We start from the raw sequence: 17,982 nt of genomic DNA, 5'->3' as shown, positions 1-17,982 counted from the left end.
ATGGCAAACAAGCACCTCATAGGAAAACAAATATTAGAAGTAGAAGTCAATTCTTCTGATAGAATATATACCATACAGCAAACTGTGAGTGAATTGGTGCGCAAAGATTTACTGCCTAAACTAACTATAATGTTTGACGAAATTGTTGGAGAGGATGAGGTGATTAGCTTAGATAGAATCGAGTTAGATATAGGGCATATTAATTTAAATAGTAGGCGCCATATTGATGAAATAGTTACTAAAATTATCAAGCTTCTAGAAGAAAAGATACAAGAGATATTAAAGAATTCTAATTTAGAAAGTGAGACTTTAAAAATCAAAAATAAAAACGACAATTCATTTGGTTTAAATGGGGATTCCCATTATAGAAAACAAAAAGAGAGCTCAAAAAGGTATTTTAAAGATAAATCTAACATTAAAAATAAGAATATTGAAAAAGATCAGAAACTAAGGAATAATAATCGACAATCACTTCGAAGATATTATTTTGATTTATGGTTGTACTGGTTAGAAAAGGGTAGGTTGCCTCCTTATACTATCCAACCCGAAGAGGATTGGATGCCTTTAATTCTTGAAACTTTAGGATTAGATATAGATGCAGTTACCATATTAGAAAACAAACTCAGAAAACATCCCATAGCGTTAAAAAGATTGGTTCTACAGCATACCGCTAAAGATTTAAAATCAGTAGTTGAATTATATACAGGGTTTTCGCAAAATAAACTATTGGATTTATGTAAAGAAGTAGAGCTCCTTTTTGAAGATATATCACCTAAAATGTCTATACACCAGAGAACGCTAGAAATTGATATTTGGGAGCACATTTTTAAAATGGTAATTCTGGATAGAAAGAAGTTAGAAAGCCTTTTGTTAGGTATAGAAGTTATTAAACTACCATCTGTCTCCTTAATTATTAAGGAAAGTGATATCAGAAAAATAATAAAAACAGAATCAGGGAATAGGTTTTCTTTTCTACATGAAATACTGCAACAAGAGACTCAAAAATATCAAGAAGAAAAAGAAACATCCCTGTTAAAAGATGATGAAGAGATCGACAATTTTATAGATGAGGATACCGAAAATGAAGATATATTATACAATGAAGAGCAATTAGAATCGCCTCAGTTTTTTAGCAATACAGGGATAGTGTTACTTCACCCTTTTTTGAATTCTTTTTTTAGAAATCTTGAGTTATTGGAAGGCAAAGATTTTATAGATTTTAATGCCAGAAGTAAAGCAGTGATGTTACTACATTTTTTAGCAACTGCAGAAGAAACCCCAAAAGAGTATGAGATGGTATTGCCAAAATTTCTTTGTGAAATGCCAGTAAATATGCCTCTGGATCATACGGTTGAGTTGACCAAACAAGAAAAAGAAGAAGCTAACAATTTACTACAAGCAGTTATAGAACATTGGGGTGTATTAGGAGGTACCTCACCAGATGGTTTGCGAGAGGGATTTCTTATGCGAGAAGGAAAATTAGAAAAAGAACAAACCGGTTGGAAACTATTTGTAGAACAAAAAACCTTGGATATTTTATTAGATAGACTCCCATGGAATCTGAGCTTAATAAAACTTCCTTGGATGAAAGAAATACTTAGGGTAGAATGGAGGTAAAGTAAATGTATAATTAAGAATGATGAAATCAATATTTGATAATCTTTATCTATATGAAATTGTACTTCTATTTTTAGGAGTATTCTTATTTATGTTACTATGCGCCGGGTTAGTATATTTTATTATTAAAAAAGATGATTTGAAAAAATTATTACTTTTTTTTCCTATACCTATTATAATGATCGCATATCCCAGTATTCAGGAAATACAGATAGAAAAGGATAAGATCGCCTTAAAAAAGTTTTCAAATGAGGTTATAGAAAACCCTCAGGATACGATTGCTCAAAAAGAATTAACTAAGGTTACCAATAAGTTAGAAAAACGAGCTACAGATATAGAAGATATAAAAGCAGTTGCAGAAGCTAATTTATTGCTGGGAAATTCTGAAAAAGTGATCGATCTTACTAACAAAATTATTGAAGAAGAATCACAAAAAACACAAGAAGAAGTACTAAAAGATAGTATCGCGCATACAGAAATTAACCATAGAGTTGATGATAAACTAATAACACTAAAAGGTATTAATGAAGTTGCCAGGATACAAAAAAATAGTAAAAATCATCCAATAGCTCCCAAGGATACCTCTCAATTAAAAGAACAAATCAATAGAATACCCTGGAGTGATCCCAAAACAAAAGAATATTTAAATAAGAAAATCATACGGCAAAACATAAAAACAGATACCGTAAAATCTTAAACAAGAATAAAATAGGTTGAAAGTAGACGAAGCACAAAAAAGTACAGCTTCACATAATGAGATTCAGATGAAGCGAGAACCGTTCTTTAATAAAGAAGGGAATGGAGGCTTTTTTTCTAAATCTAACGAAGCGAGAACTTCTTTCTTTAATCCGACTACTGTACAGCCTAAACTTACTATAGGTCAACCCAATGATAAATATGAAGTTGAAGCGGACACCATGGCAGATAAAGTGGTACAGCGTTTAAGTAATACTTCAGTAAATAATACCAATCAAATCCAAGCTAAGTGTAGTGATTGCGAACAAGAGGAACAAGTACAGGAAAAAGAGAATGATGAATTATCACAAAGTGATATAGAAATACAGCAGAAACCTATTTTTGAAAGTAATGCCGAACAACCAGAAGCGAACATACAAACTAAGTGTGCTACCTGTGATGATGAAGAAAAGCTACAGAAAAAAGAAGATGAACTTTCTGAAACAGAGGATGATATCCAGGAGAAATCAGGAACTACCCAAAATAAATCAACTCCAGATCTACAAAGTCGCTTAAATTCTTCTAAAGGAGGAGGCAGACCATTATCTGGAAATGTTGAAAAGTCTATGGGCTCAGCTTTTGGGGCAGATTTCAGTAATGTTCGAGTGCATACGGGTAGCAAAGCTGTTCAAATGAATAAAGACCTAAGCGCACAGGCATTTACTCACGGTAGTGATATTTATTTTAATCAAGGAAAATACGATACCAATTCGAGCTCCGGAAAACATTTATTAGCACACGAGCTAACACATACTGTACAACAGGGAAAAAGTAAGCTAATCCAAAAACAAGATGAGTTAGGAGATTATGAAGAGCCTGTGTTCGAACCTACAGAGAAGCAGTTAACCGACATGGAAGAAGGAACTCCGGTTGAAACTCATGGAGTAGTACAGCATGATGAAGGAACTACGCTTTGGCCACAAACAAATCGTGTAAATACAAGTTTGGGAATATTACCCCTTAATACGCGTGTATTTGTGGATAGAAAAGATAAACATGGTTGGTATTCTGTATATGTAATGGGGCATCAAGAAGGAACTACATTGCCAGTAAAAAAAGGAACTCATGGCTATATCCCTGCCAGTAGGATCAATGTAGATATGCCAGATCCTGGTGCTCGGTTGTATAGAATTACAAAGGAAGGGCAAGGGGCTTTGTCTTTAGCTATAGAATTATTTCCAGGACATGTATCAGACTGCCTTATTAAGAATAGTTTATTTACCCTTGCGTGCAAAAATGATTTCCGGTTTTTAGTCAATGTACTTACAGCCGTAAACCAATCAAAAGGGCGAAGATATATTTATAAGGATAATCCAAACGATTCTTGGGTAAAGACAAAAACGAAGAAAGGACAAATTTGGGTTCCGGGTAAACAATTAGTGGAAGCCATGCGCGGCCAAGTTTCTTCGGGTTCAATTTCTTATGAAATGCTCTCAACACTTGCCGATATCGCAATAGGTATTGGGGCTTTTGTTGTTGGATTACTACATGGTGCAGTGATGTCGGTTGCAGATGTCTTTATAGGACTTTATGACCTAATAGTATTAATAAAAGATATCATTGTAAAACTATTTAAAGGAACATTAATTTCTGATGCAAAAGCCTTTTTTAGTGACATCTCTAAAATAAAAATGAGTGACATTATAAAGATGGTCGGAGAGAAATGGAACCATCCTAATGTTTGGGATAGATGGAAATTTAGAGGGTATGTAATAGGATATGCTATAGTAGAAATATTAATGCTTGTTTTTTCTGGAGGAATAGTTACAGCGATTAAATGGGCCGGAAAAGCAGGAAAGTTTGGGAAATTAGCCAAGTATTTAGGAAAGCTAAATAGTGTGCAAAAAATAATGAATAAAGCCAATACCTTAAAAGGAAAGGGTATAGAGAAAGTACGCAAAGCGCTTAAAGCTGCTAATGCTTTATCTGAAGCTCATGGTTGGGCTGCCAGAGTTCTTAGAATTCCTTTGAGTATTTTAAAGAGATTAAGCAAAGCAGATATAGGCAAGCTAAAAAAACTCCCTCAATGGGCAAAAGAACGTTTTGCACGCATGGCCGCAAATGCAAAACTTCGTTTGCTGGGATGCGCCTCACCATGTAAGGTAGATGTTGATGAAATTCAAAAAGCCCTTAAGCTGGTTTCAAAAGGTGGAAAAGTACTTAGTACGGTTGATGATGTTATCCAGGCATTGCCAAAAGGCCTCAATAAATTAAAAATCTCTAGAAAACTTAGAAAAAAAGGATCTGCTTTGATGACTGCAATTAAAGAAGCAGGGTTAACAGATAAAGATTTTCTTAAACTTGCTGATTTTCTGACTCCCGGAGATGCAAACCTCGCTCAAGGATATAGAACCTTTACACGATATCTAACCAGTGTTATCCCAGCAAAAACAGGGAAAGACATTAAAAAGCTTAATAAAATTCTTGCAGAAATGATTAAGGCAGAACCTCGTAGAGGAGCAGCTTTAAAAGGCGCAATGTTCGAACAATGGATAGCACTTCATGTTCCTAAACTTGCATCTAAAACATTCGGAAGAATAAGTTTTGATCTAAAAAAACTAATTGGTAAGGCTACACCGCCATACAAACGTACAGTAGACAAATGGTTGCCAAGTGCAGGTGAGATTTGGGATATGAAACATCAATTGAGTAAAGTTCCTACGGGTCAAGCAGACGATTACCTTGCTTTGATAGGGAAAGTAGCTCCAGATGGAAAAACAGTAAAAGCTGTAAATTACTTATTCCCCACCAAAGAAGCAGCCGAACTTAATAAGGCACTCTCAACAGTTTATGGGTTTGGAGTACATTATATTGATAATGTAACCAATAAATTAGTGAAATTGTGAGGTGTTTAACTGAATTAAAGAAAAAGTAGTTGATATGAAATTATATTGGAACGGAACAACTAGATATCATGACTGGTATAAGAATAAAAATGAAATTCCGAGACAAATGTTTGAAAGTATGAAAGATCTTCAGGTATTTGAAGAGGTCGAGTGGATATACGAAGGGATGTTTGAAGATGAAAAAAAATCGGTTAAAGAGGATTTTGATGTACTCACATACCTAATGAAAATAAAAGAGAAAAAAAACGGATCTTTTTGTGTTAATATGGGAAGTTCTATACCATTTACTTGGGAAGTAAATCTATTACTTTTTCCTTTTGTGTCTTCTATGAATCAGATTAGAGGCATGAATAGAGTTAATTTTTATTTTCAAAATGATCATTTTCTCACCGATGATGGATCAGATTTGTTAGCAGAAACATTTAAGAGAGCGCATACCATAGATACTACAGAATTTGCATGTATTCACCCTAATGACAGGTACAGTGAACTTACAGATTCTTTAGAGGGTAAATATCAAAATCCATTAACTTTTGGCCCCATGTTTAACGGGATTTTTTGGGTCACTTTTTTAGGAAAAGAACACCTTGATTTCTTTGATAGAGAAAAATTACAAAATATTGAATGTTATCAGCATGAATGGATAAATAATAATGAAGGTTTATTTATAAGAATGACCAAAAATATTTCGGATTCGATTACACCAGAAATAGAAAAAGAGATGTTTCGATTAACCGAACAGTTTAGAGAAGCCCTTCTAGTTGATTAATAAGAAAAATATAATGTTTTATGTATTAAAAATGCACTAGATATTGAAAACAGCCGAAGTAAAAACCGCCAATTCCGCTAATAACCATGTGCAGGCAAAGCGGCAACCTTTCTTTAAAAAAGAAGGGGAAGGAGGCTTTTTTTCAAAATCTAACGAAGTAGAAACACCTTTTTTTACTTCAGCTGTACAGACTAAGCTTACTGTTGGTCGACCTAATGATAAATATGAAGTAGAGGCCGATGCCATGGCGGATCAGGTAGTACAAAAATTAAGTCAACCATCTGTAGACAATCTTTCAGAAAATATACAGCAAAATTCGATTCAGTCAAAATCAGCATCTAATTCTGCAGTCCAAGCAAAGTGTAACACTTGTGAAGAAGAAAAACTGCAAAAGAAAGAAGAAGAAACTCAAGAAATAATTGAGGATACTACTAAGGAGATTCAAACGAAACCTATTTTTGAAAGTGAGACTGCCGATGAGGTAGTACAAACAAAAACCGACGTAGCCGATACAACCAATACATCAGTTTCAGAGGTTGTAAGTAATACAGTAACTTCTACAGCTACTCCTATCCAGACAAAATGTGATGAATGTGAAAAAGAAGAAGTAGAAGAAAGCACAGAAGATCAAGAGTTACAAAAAAAAGAAGTTGTTAATGCCTCTGCTGACCCTTCAGACGAGGAAGATCCTAATCTGCAATTAAGGTCTAAAGAAATGGAAATGACAGAATATCCTATTCTGTTTAAAAAGATGCCTAATCTGCAATTAAGTAGTGGAGGTACCGCTACAACTGGATCAAGAGAACGCATTGTCGAAGAAGCGCAAAAGATGGTGGGCAAGATCGAAGCCAAAAAAGATGACGGCTCTGGTCGACGAGTTGGTGCAGAGCATCTATTAGAAATTTTTCACCTGGCGGCCAAAGATGAATGGCCAGATGAGGTTATAGAAAATGTAAGATATACTAAAGAGTTTCCACATTGGTGTGGTATTTTCTCTGTATATGCGATTAAAAAAGCGGGTATAGATTTGGGATACTGGCAAATGGGAAAAGGAGTATCAGCCTTTGGTACACTTCAACCAACAGATAATCCACAACCTGGAGATGTTGGCTATTTTACCAAGCAACAGCATCATTGTATCATAAAAGCTGTCAACGGGGATATGATCGATTCTATTGATGGAAATAGTGGAAACTTTAGTGAAGTTAAAGAAAGAACACGCCCAAGGTCTCAGTTTCATGCTTTTTTTACGGCCTTCACGGGTTCTGAAACAATAATACAGAAAAAAGAGCAAGATTCGGTTACCTCCGGTTCTAGTACAAATAGTTTACAAGATAAACTGAGTGCTAGTGCAGGTAAAGGTGCTCAAATGGATGTAAAGACTCGCGACCAAATGGAATCCGGATTCGGAATAGATTTTAGTGGAGTCAATATTCATACCGATAGCAGCGCCGTGCAAATGAATAAGGATTTGAATGCTCAGGCGTTTACACATGGTAATGATATTTATTTTAATAAAGGGAAGTATGACACCAATAGTGCTAGTGGTAAACATCTACTGGCACATGAATTAACACATACAGTACAGCAAGGAGCTTCAATACAGAAAAAAGAAACTCCACAAATACAAAAAACAGAGACTACCACTGCCTCATCTGATGAAGGTACCCCTAGATTTATTGTAGAGGATTTTGAGATAGCAACACATGGGCAGATGAAAAAATCACCTTTTCTAAGGTCTGCCAAGGATCAAATTAAAAAATCTGTTGAAGAAGAGCTCGTAGGATCTCCATATTCATTAGATCAATTTCCATATTTGACTAGTCATTTTCAAACCTTAAATAGGTCATCTGCAGAAGAGGTTGAGAATAAAATAAAAGAATACACGGTCAATACAGAGTCTGTAACATCCGCAAATCAGTATATAGTATTGTTAAGCGGAAAACTTCGAGAAGTAACCTCGCATTGGCTTACTACGGGAGAGTTGCCAAGCGAACCTCAAGAGCTTATAGAAAGAATTCCAGAGCAATATAGAACATTGGGTAGGGTAAACCCATATTTGATGCCAATTTGGCGTACAGGACAAGATATCACCCAGGCCATTTCTACTGCATCAGAACAAGTAATCGATACCGTTGTTGATGTAGGACGAGAAGTGGGTAGCTTTTTCGGAAACGTAGGTCGGGGAGTTATGGGATTATTTACCAAATCAGGAGATCCCTCTGGACATGATCCGGTTAGTGTCTCACAGCGATTAGGTAGAGGTGCAAAATTTTCAGGTGGATCAAAATCACAAATGGAATCTGTTTTTGGACGAAATTTCTCTGATGTAGAAATTCATACGGGATCAAAAGCAAACAATCTTGCAGGCGAGTTGGGAGCAAGAGCCTTTACAGTGGGTAATCAAATAGGTTTTGCATCGAATCAATTTAAACCGGGAACTCCTTTTGGAGATGCCTTATTAGCTCATGAATTAGCCCACGTACAACAGCAGCAACAGGGAAGAAAATCTACCAACCTTAAATCCCCTAACCAGTTATCAGATAACCAGCTTATGGAAACTGAAGCAGACCAATCAGCAGTTTCAGTAGTTGGAAAACTTTGGGGAAGAACCAATGAGGTTATCGGCGAAATAGGAGATTTTATAAATCCGAATGCAAAAAGTGGTTTTGGAATTCAATCTTGTGATACCGAAATGATAACCGATGAACGGGCTATGGAAGTACGGTATGGAGATGAACGAGCAGAAGAGCTAACAGAATCTTATACTGTAGAAGAACTAGTTTTTATGCTGGATCAGCTCAATATGTATGGTGAAAATTATGATTCACGCAACACCGCTGTAACAACTTCAAGCTGCGCCGCTGCTTCCGGGACCCCTGATTTTCATTCTCCAAATCAAATAATTCGAGAGGCAAATACTTTGGATGAAGCGGTATCAAACGATCCCGAAACTTTTCAGAATGCATTGAACTTTGAGGAGTTGGAAATTCTCTTTTTGGTTAAATTTAAGGAGAGAGCTAAAGAAGAAACGTTACAACTACTTACATTAAACGAAAGCATTGTCCAGGGAGAAAAGGATCGTTATCTAGTGCCAAGTAATCAAGGAGGAATGCAATCCTTATATGATGCATTAGCACCTCTAAGAGCAATCGGCCAACGAATCGAGACTCAAAATGAGATTATTGATAGAGAAGCTGATTACGATCCTAAATTTGGCTTTAGAGATAGTCATCCTTCTGATGCGATCATTGAAGAATTGATTGAAGAAGTAAAACAAGAGCTTATTAGTCTGGGAGGAGAGTATCCAATCCTTCTGGACAAAGATTTACTAGAAGGGACACATGATACAATGCAAGGGTATCCAGCAGTTGGTCCTGGATATAAAATACTTTCAACATTTAGTAAATTAATATATGGTGATCAGGATGATCTAAGAGAAATTGTCACCGAAGTATCTGATGCCAGATTAGAGGATATCCAGGAAACAAGAGATGGATTGAATGATGACCCTTCTCGGGTTTACAATTTACCAGAAATTATCCAAGGAACTAAAATAAGATTGGGTATCCAGGAAAACTCTCTTGCAGATAAAATAGTTGAAAAGAAGAGATCCGATATAAGGCTAGAAACCATCTTTAGAAATCTTGCAGTGGCCGGATTAGGAATTACTCTTGGGTTGTTTACCGGAGGAACAGGAACAGTTGCCGTACTGGCAACAATGGGTTCGATTACTCTATCCGGGCTTCAATTGATGGAGAGTATAGATAACTATATTTTCGAGTCTGCAGCATCAGGAACAGCTTTTGATCGTGCTCAGGCAATATCACAAAATACGCCATCGCCATTATGGTTAGCCTTAGATATTATTGGTCTGGTTGGAGATTTAGCCGCTGGACTTAGAATAGCTAGGGCATTAGGAGAATCTGCTCAGGCCGCAAGAACTGCTGAAGATACGGCAGAGGCTATGGCTCAACTTTCTAACGATGCAGGTAGAGTTGGTAGAGAACTTGCAGGAGAAGGATTGGTAAGAAGTGCAGATGAGGTACAGGAAATGGCAGAAGCTTCTGTAAGAAGACAGCTTGCCCAAGATCAGGCACTTGGTGATGCTGCTAATGTTGATGCGTTAAGAGCCATAGATGCCGTAGTAGATAATCTTACCGAAGCAGAACGATTTGGCCTATTACAATTACCCGAGGTTTTACGTACCAGAGTATTAAGTAATTTAAGTTCTGATGTAATTAGAAGTATAGCAGGTGCATCGAGTAGGTCTCAGTCATTCAGAGGTGCAATGCAAGTCTTGCAAGATGGACTTAGCAATAATCAGGCATTTACCTCAATTCTTGAGAGTTTTATGAGATCGGGTAGTGGAGAAGGCTTCTTAAGAACCATGCGAGAAGTAGGGATTTCGGCTGATGATTTAAGAAGAATAGATTTTTCTAGAGTAACTACTTCTCAAGGGTATTATAATAAATTCAGAAACCAGGTATATGATTTATTAGGAAATAGAGTTACCTCAGACCTTGATAATATTTCTGATGTAACAAATCTGATTGGAGGCTTGCACTCTTCTCAACAAAGAGCAATAATAACGAGACTACTTAATCGTCTTCAAGAATCCGGAGAACTTCCTGCAGGGCTTGTAAGCCAGATTACGGCCTCTGCAGATCTAAGACGAATTTTAGCTTCGCATTCTTTTGACACAAGGCAAATGCTTACTTGGTGGAACGATTTTAACCGAACTAATCCTGGAGGTGCCTTTGCCGATTATGTTGAGCCTTTATCAGGGATTAGATTTAGAGGAAGACCTAACCCTAGATTGTCAGATTTCTTTAGCAGTTTAGGCTCTAATGCTACTGATCTGGAAAAGAATTTGTCATTATTGAATGTAACCGAACCCAGATTGGCAGAAGCCATTCGTACGGGAACAGGTTTACCTCAGCATTTGGCTCAAAGGTTACAAAGTATTCTGAACAACCCGGGTGTACGAGGTGCTGCTACCACTTTAAATGGTGGAGCTTCAAAAGTAAGGCAAGCTATGCGGGCAGAATTAGCACAACATATTGCCGGTCCTAGCGAACTTCAACAAGTAATGCAATTAATTAACGAACCAGGATTAAGAGGAAGTTTAGGAGAAGCTTACTTTGCGGCTAAACTTGCAGGTAGTGGTACCCGAGCCAGCGATCTTGCTCATGTGCCATTTTCACCAAGCGATATCCCCGGACTAACTCGTAATCCTTTTAGGCCAGACAGATTTAGACCAGGTGCCAGACGAAGTTTAGATATCAAAACGGGGTACGAAGGAACTCCAATTGATGTAGACCAGATGGCTAATTATAATAGGTTGTTTGAACAAAGCCAGGTTGCTGGAAGTACCGTGCAACAGCGCCTTAATGCCTTGTTTGGAACTCCTACAGGTGGAGGGTTAAGAGGACATGACTACCTGTTTTTACCGGGACCAGGAGGTAATGCAAGAAGAGCTGCAGAAGAGGCCTTAGATTTGATCCGTAGTACTATGGGGCAAGCTAGATCTAGATTTGCGGTGTATTTCCAGGATGCAGATGGTATCATTTATCAATTGTCTAGACGAATAGATGCTTCAACTGGGGATGAAGTTTTTGCGACACGTAGAATTGGAGGTAGATTACCAGATTAATATATAAATTTGAATGATATGAACAACAAAATAAAATTTTAATGAATATTATCGAACCTTTTGATGATCAATTGTATTTAGCCCTTTCTGTAATTCAGGAAAACAGAAAAGATATTCCTGCAGAAGAGGTTGAAAAAGTGATTAGTGTATTGAATAAAAATCCATTTTTACCACCTTCAGAAATGAGTATGGATATGAGGAAGAACTGGAGGCCTTTTAATCTTGATGAATTAGCCAAAAATTTAGGAGATAAGTTAGAATCTATAGTTTGGTTAAGAGCAAATGGTAGTCCGGGATGGAGCGGTTCTTTTTCTAAGAACCCAGTACAGAATACACTTAATTTAAATTTGCTTCCTGTTTTCTTTCAAAATGATTGGTTGCCTAAGTTTCGAGAATACATAAGAGAATTAACATTTGGGTTTAATGAATTTACGATTACCGTAGCTTCTGCAGATCAAGATACAATTTCAGATTTTTACCTCGAAAATGATTTGAATCCATTACCCTTACAAATTGGAATGTATCTTTCATGGTATAGTCTTGTGCCAGAAAAACAATACTCAAAATATTATAGTAAAGAAGTATTATTAAATGCTCCTTTCTATCATGTTGAAGCATTTGAAGACGGAACCATAGAAATGATTATACACCCCGACCCTTTTAAAGCATATGAAGAAAGTTATGCAAAAACAGTAATAGAAGTATCAAAATATTTAGATAAAAATAGAATGTAATACTAATAGTAAAACAATGAGTGTTTCAATTTCAAAATCATTTACTTTAACTCCTCCTTTACAATTAAATATAGGGAATAGGCGTTGGACAAGCTTTGTCCTGTATTTTTCAATAGGTTTTGTTTTTGCTCTAGTTTATGCTTGCGTTTTGGTAGTGATGCTTGAGTCCTTATCATTATGGATCAACGTTATTTTATTAGGCATTTCTTTGATTGGAACCCTATTGTTTTATTATGTTCATTACATCATTGTTGGAAATAGAATTCTTACATTTTTCCGTTATCAATTATTCTTGATCTTTTTTAATACAATTATTCTTTACTCTATTAATGAAAACATCCTATCACATTTAGATATTATAATTTTATCTATTGCAGTTATACAAGCATGGGGTCGTATAGGTTGTTTACATGCAGGATGTTGCTACGGTATTCCATGCGATTGTCGTTTTAAAATTCAATATGCCAAAGAACATATCAAATCTGGTTTCCCTGATTATCTAATTGGTGTTCCTCTTTTTCCTATACAGTTAGTAGAATCGATTGGTGTTTTTTTGATTATTTCATTTCTAACAATTGAAATGCTTTATTCTTATATCCCTGGGGAAGCTGGAATGACTTATCTGGTGATGTATGCTATGCTTAGGTTTTTTCTTGAATTGCGAAGGGCAGATACCCAAAGATCTTATTGGATGTCTCTTTCTGAAGCACAATGGGTATCAATTTTCACCTGTACCACCGTTTGTATTCTTTCGGTATTAAACCTTGTTCAGATACCTAACTATGTATTTTGGCTTACAGCCATACTTTTAGTAGTGAGTACAATATTGATTATTTCTAGATATGTAAGAAACCCTAAGTCATTTTTGCTGCATCCATTTCATATTAAAGAAATAGATAGACTAATAAAAAACACGTATGATAAATGTTTAAACGAAAAAGAGTTCCCCACTTGTTGCAAAATAGAGAGTACTTCTCAAGGTATCAACTATTCTTACGAGAAACTTGAAAAAGATTCCTCTGTCTATTTCATTTTTTCTTTTTCTTCTAACACCCATAAAATGCCTGATATTTTTATAAAAACATTGATGAAAATGATTCAAAATATATTTCGGGAATACGGTTTTTTTAGTTGTAAAACACCTAAAAAGGATGTTTTCCAATTTGTTTTTTTGAAATATAACTGAGAAGGCATTAGATAATTTAATTTTTAAACATAAAAAATAAAATCATGGCAACAAAAAAAACATACACACCGAGTAAAGCCCACCAATGGAATCGATTAACCTGCGATGCATTACACTATACAGGAGCGCCTCCTACAGTTGCTTCGAGGGCATTAGCGATGGTGCATACTGCGATGTATGATGCCTGGACTAATTATAACGATGGTGGTTGCGAGGTAAGCACTACTACTGGGAGTCGTTTAAAGCAACCCGATAGTCAATGCACTTCAGAAAACCGATCAAAGTCATATAGTCATGCTGCATATACTGTATTACAAGAGCTTTTTTGGTTACGATTACCACCAGAAAAGAAAAATATTTTTCGTGATTTCATGTGTGATTGTGGGTATGATCCAGATGATAAAAATTTAAAACCTTACAATGCCGTTGGGATTGGAAATTTATCAGCCAGATTAATATTAGAATGCCGCATGGGAGATGGTTCGAATCCACATGCAACACTACATTCCGGTAGTTTTTCTGATTTCACAGGATATCATCCTATTAACCCGCCAGAGCCTCAATCATTAAAGCATATAGATCGTTGGCAGCCAGAATTGCGAGATCACAAACCACAAAAATTTCTTACTCCACAATGGGGAGTAGTAAAACCTTTTTCATTATCCTGGGGAGGCCAGTTTAGACCACCTTCCCCTATAGAGTGCGATGAAAAAGGATTTGAAAAACAAGCTAAGACACTAATCGAATATAGTGCTAACCTTACAGATGAACAAAAAGTGATTGCAGAGTTTTGGGGAGGAATGCATGAAGATAAATTTGCCGACACATCAAACAGCGAAAAAGGTCCTTGGGCAACACCACCCGAGCAATGTTGTAGACAAGCTCGATATTTATCAAGAAAGTATAAATATAAAAATGCATATGATATCAAGATGTTTTTTGTACTATCTAATGCTTTGCTTGATGCTGGGATTGCTGCGTGGGATTGCAAAGTGTATTATGATTATGTACGGCCCAAATCACTTATTAATTCATTGTATAGAGGTAAAAAAATAGAGGCCTGGGGTGGACCTTGCGAAGGGACTAAAGAAATCGAAGGTGAAGATTGGATACCCTATGTACCAACACCGCCTTTTGCAGAGTATGTATCGGGACATAGTACATTTAGTGCAGCAGCCGATGAAGTGCTATACAGTTTTTGTGCCGATAGAGATTATGGAGAGTCGGTAATTATACCTAAAGGAGGCTCTAAAATTGAGCCTGGTTGTACACCTTGCGAGGATATTAAATTAACTTGGGTAACGTTAAAGGACGCAGCAAATCAAGCTGGGATTTCAAGACTGTACGGAGGGATCCACTTTATTGATGGTGACTTAGAAGGTAGAAAATTAGGTAGTAAAGTAGGATGCGAGGTATGGGACAAAGCATGTCAATATTTCAATGCAGAGTTGGGTTAAGACAACTTCTTGAAAAAGAGATGTATAACCAACGATAAGAGGTGTTTTTTAGAATAGGTTTATGTATATTTATATAGATGTATTCTTTGATAGAAAAAATAGAATACAATACTATAATGAAAGTAATCTCAGTAGCAAATTTTAAAGGAGGAGTAGGTAAAACCACAAGCGCAATTAATCTGGCAGCAGGATTAAAGAAGAAAGGTAAAAAAGTATTGTTGATTGATGTAGATCCACAAGCTAATCTTACGCAATCGTTAGGCATAATTGATACGATCGAGGATTCAATTTATACCGTCTTGCATAAAGAAGCTTTTGGTGAAAAAACAAAAATCACCGATGTTATGATTACCGCTTCAGGATTAGATGTAATACCCTCTTCTCTTGATTTAGCGGGGGCAGAGTTGGAATTAGCTAGTGTATATGGGCGAGAACAAATACTTTCGCAACTAATTAAGCCTCTTAAAGAGTATGATTTTGTATTTATAGACTGTCCTCCTTCGATGGGCATGTTAACCGTTAATGCATTAGTAAGTAGTGATTACGTATTAATACCGCTACAAGCAGAATTTTTACCTTTAAAAGGAGTCAAGAGCTTTTTAAATCACTTCGAATTAGTGAAGAAACTAAACAAAAAAATTGAACTGTTAGGATTTGTACTTACTAAATATGATTATCGAAAAAGAATGAATCAACAAGTAAAACAGGATCTGGAAAAAGAGTTTTCTGAGAAAATGATCTTTAAAACACATATTCGAAGCAATATAGCCTTAGCAAATGCCCAGGAAAAGGGAATGGATATTTTTAAATATGATAAAAACTCAAACGGAGCTGAAGATTATAAAAAGCTTACTGTAGAGTTTCTGTCAAAATTTTAGTTAAACAAAAATGGAGAAAGATGAAAAATGTATTTTCTAATAGTTGGAAAAAAAATCCACACAGTAATGAGGGAAAAGAAAATAAAGAAACCCCTTTCTTTTCTAAGGACAGTAAGAAACCATTTTTTAATATAGTAAATGGGGGAGCAGTACAAACTAAACTTACCGTAGGTCAGCCAGGGGATAAGTATGAAAAAGAGGCAGATACTATGGCCGATGCCGTGGTAAATAATACTTCAAAACCGGATATACAAAACAAAGAAATAAGCAGTATACAACGAGAATCATTAGCTACGCCACAAGAAGATGAAAAATTAGGTACCGCAGAGCAACGAATGGAAGAAGATAAACTGGTACAAGAAAAACCCGAAATCCAGAAAATGGGCGGTGAAGAGGAAGAAGAATTGCAAGCAAAACCCGAAATCCAGAAAATGGGTGGTGAAGAGGAAGAAGAATTGCAAACAAAACCCGAAATCCAAAGAATGGGTGGTGAAGAGGAAGAAGAATTACAAACAAAGAGTACCTCTAAAACTAATAGTCAAACTGCAAGCGCAAAGGTGTCTCAGCAAATTAAAAGTAAATCTGGCAAAGGCAGGAGCTTACCAACAATCACAAAAGCAGAAATGGAATCTTCCTTTGGGCAAGATTTTAGTGGCGTAAATATCCATACAGATCAAGAGGCTGTTGCAATGAACAAAGAGTTAGGTGCCCAAGCGTTTACCCATGGTAATGATGTATATTTTAATTCAGGAAAGTACAATCCCGATTCTAGTACGGGTAAGCATTTATTGGCGCACGAGTTAACTCATGTGGTACAGCAAAATGGTAAAAAAAAATCCTGAAAAAAGGAGAGCAGGATAAAAAATCAGGACGTTTTACTGATAATTATATTTTCAAAACGAAAAGTAAATTCTACAGAAAAGTTAGGAAAGCGGTTAAAGATGGACCTCTAACAGATGATGAAATAAAAAAGTTAAAGAAATTTGCTCTAAAAAAGAATGAAACAGTTAAGCATGTTGAACTTTTATTAATGGCCGCAATGCGTCAACAAAGTAATGTAGATGCTTTATTGGCGAATAAAAAAAAACGACTAATAATCTCTATGAAGACTATACCTGTTGCTGATCAAAACCATGTAATGAATATTGATAGAGGGAGGTTATCTAATAGAATCGAAAAACTGATTAATAAGCGATATTCTTTGATGAAAGATTTAATGTTTGAACCCGATAAACGCAAAAAAGAAATCGTTTCAGTAAATAAACAAATAAATTATTTGGCTTTAAATAAAATAAGAGAAATAGATAAAAAGTCAAAATCACCCCAAGGGAAAGATTTAATTTTAGAAATGTCAAAATCGGGTATTCAACCTGGGAATGTGCTAATGGCTATGTATAATGCGGCATCAGATAATACTCCTGCAGATCAAGTAATGGCAGGAATTACGTACATAGTTGCTGCCGGTGCTAATCACCCAATGGCTAGAAAATTACTGAATGGCGCAATACATGTTGATGCCTTATCACCCAAAAAATATAAAAAAATACAAGGTGGTGAAAGAGCCTCATACCAGATTTTAACATCTGGAGATAAGAACAAAGCGAACACTATATATATCCCTACAAATGTTCAATTGTCTTCTATAAGGGATAGGGCAACTATCATTCATGAGTTAACACATGCCGATGATGATTTTAATACAACTTCTAATAAAGAGGTGAACGAACTTGATTTTGAGGCAAAGGCATACAAAGAAGAAGTCAAATATTTTATGGGCGAGTATATAAAAGAGCAAAACAAAGACATTAATGAGTTAAAGATAGGCGGTACCGGATTGGATTTTTTTGATAAAAATTTAAATCCCATACGCTATTGGGCTCTTATAGATGTAATGAAGAATAGCACAGTTTTGAGAAATAGATATTTAAAACATTTTGTAGGAGAAAGCTTTTATCAGAATATCGAAACCGATTTGGCTTCAAAATTTAGCGCAAATACAAATTTGAGAATAGCACTAACAGCAGCCGGATATAGCTCACAAAGAAATATCGAACTTATTACCAAACAAGGGCATTTTTATCATGGTAAATTATAAACATATTAA

General features: G+C 35.9%; 11 protein-coding genes. All 11 read left to right on the top strand.

All coding sequences use genetic code 11. The features are described from left to right. The 11 genes from ABW637_RS00790 to ABW637_RS00740 all read left to right on the top strand — a co-directional run bounded on the left by ABW637_RS00790 (window position 1) and on the right by ABW637_RS00740 (window position 17,973). The gene (locus ABW637_RS00790) at window positions 1-1,617 is read left to right on the top strand and encodes a contractile injection system tape measure protein (protein WP_367582716.1); all 1,617 of its coding nucleotides are present in this window, start codon (window positions 1-3) and stop codon (window positions 1,615-1,617) included. Window positions 1,618-1,636: 19 nt separating this feature from the next. After that, window positions 1,637-2,314, top strand: a complete 678-nt coding sequence (locus ABW637_RS00785) for a hypothetical protein (protein ID WP_367582715.1) — start codon at window positions 1,637-1,639, stop codon at window positions 2,312-2,314. Between the two features lie 16 nt (window positions 2,315-2,330). Further along, window positions 2,331-5,198 carry an eCIS core domain-containing protein gene (locus tag ABW637_RS00780; RefSeq protein WP_367582714.1) on the top strand — a complete coding sequence of 956 codons (2,868 nt, stop codon included), beginning with the start codon at window positions 2,331-2,333 and terminating at the stop codon, window positions 5,196-5,198. A 34-nt stretch (window positions 5,199-5,232) separates the two neighbouring features. Beyond that, on the top strand, window positions 5,233-5,967 hold the full coding sequence (locus ABW637_RS00775) for a hypothetical protein (protein ID WP_367582713.1): 735 nt from the start codon (window positions 5,233-5,235) through the stop codon (window positions 5,965-5,967). A gap of 43 nt (window positions 5,968-6,010) precedes the next feature. After that, on the top strand, window positions 6,011-11,623 hold the full coding sequence (locus tag ABW637_RS00770) for an eCIS core domain-containing protein (RefSeq protein ID WP_367582712.1): 5,613 nt from the start codon (window positions 6,011-6,013) through the stop codon (window positions 11,621-11,623). Window positions 11,624-11,664: 41 nt separating this feature from the next. Beyond that, entirely contained in the window at window positions 11,665-12,357 is a 693-nt protein-coding gene (locus ABW637_RS00765) for a hypothetical protein (RefSeq protein WP_367582711.1), read from the top strand. Window positions 12,358-12,373: 16 nt separating this feature from the next. Next, window positions 12,374-13,543 carry a prolipoprotein diacylglyceryl transferase family protein gene (locus ABW637_RS00760; RefSeq protein WP_367582710.1) on the top strand — a complete coding sequence of 390 codons (1,170 nt, stop codon included), beginning with the start codon at window positions 12,374-12,376 and terminating at the stop codon, window positions 13,541-13,543. 44 nt (window positions 13,544-13,587) lie between these two features. Next, a complete protein-coding gene (locus ABW637_RS00755; protein ID WP_367582709.1) occupies window positions 13,588-15,000 on the top strand; it encodes a vanadium-dependent haloperoxidase in 1,413 nt (470 codons plus the stop codon). Window positions 15,001-15,116: 116 nt separating this feature from the next. Continuing rightward, window positions 15,117-15,878 carry a ParA family protein gene (locus ABW637_RS00750; protein ID WP_367582708.1) on the top strand — a complete coding sequence of 254 codons (762 nt, stop codon included), beginning with the start codon at window positions 15,117-15,119 and terminating at the stop codon, window positions 15,876-15,878. A gap of 20 nt (window positions 15,879-15,898) precedes the next feature. Then, a complete protein-coding gene (locus ABW637_RS00745; protein WP_367582707.1) occupies window positions 15,899-16,720 on the top strand; it encodes an eCIS core domain-containing protein in 822 nt (273 codons plus the stop codon). 260 nt (window positions 16,721-16,980) lie between these two features. Continuing rightward, window positions 16,981-17,973, top strand: coding sequence for a hypothetical protein (locus ABW637_RS00740; RefSeq protein ID WP_367582706.1), 993 nt, complete (start codon window positions 16,981-16,983; stop codon window positions 17,971-17,973). Window positions 17,974-17,982: the final 9 nt, after the last annotated feature.

Origin of the sequence: Aquimarina penaris (genome assembly GCF_040786285.1) — a bacterium.
GTDB lineage: Bacteria > Bacteroidota > Bacteroidia > Flavobacteriales > Flavobacteriaceae > Aquimarina.
The sequence above is the reverse complement of the archived record's forward strand: the minus strand, read 5'-3'. Positions and strand labels throughout refer to the sequence as shown.

Coding starts and splice junctions, on each gene's coding strand:
- ABW637_RS00790 (WP_367582716.1), top strand. CDS start 1: ATGGCAAACAAGCACCTCATAGGAAAACAAATATTAGAAGTAGAAGTC.
- ABW637_RS00785 (WP_367582715.1), top strand. CDS start 1,637: ATGATGAAATCAATATTTGATAATCTTTATCTATATGAAATTGTACTT.
- ABW637_RS00775 (WP_367582713.1), top strand. CDS start 5,233: ATGAAATTATATTGGAACGGAACAACTAGATATCATGACTGGTATAAG.
- ABW637_RS00765 (WP_367582711.1), top strand. CDS start 11,665: ATGAATATTATCGAACCTTTTGATGATCAATTGTATTTAGCCCTTTCT.
- ABW637_RS00760 (WP_367582710.1), top strand. CDS start 12,374: ATGAGTGTTTCAATTTCAAAATCATTTACTTTAACTCCTCCTTTACAA.
- ABW637_RS00755 (WP_367582709.1), top strand. CDS start 13,588: ATGGCAACAAAAAAAACATACACACCGAGTAAAGCCCACCAATGGAAT.
- ABW637_RS00750 (WP_367582708.1), top strand. CDS start 15,117: ATGAAAGTAATCTCAGTAGCAAATTTTAAAGGAGGAGTAGGTAAAACC.
- ABW637_RS00745 (WP_367582707.1), top strand. CDS start 15,899: ATGAAAAATGTATTTTCTAATAGTTGGAAAAAAAATCCACACAGTAAT.
- ABW637_RS00740 (WP_367582706.1), top strand. CDS start 16,981: ATGAAGACTATACCTGTTGCTGATCAAAACCATGTAATGAATATTGAT.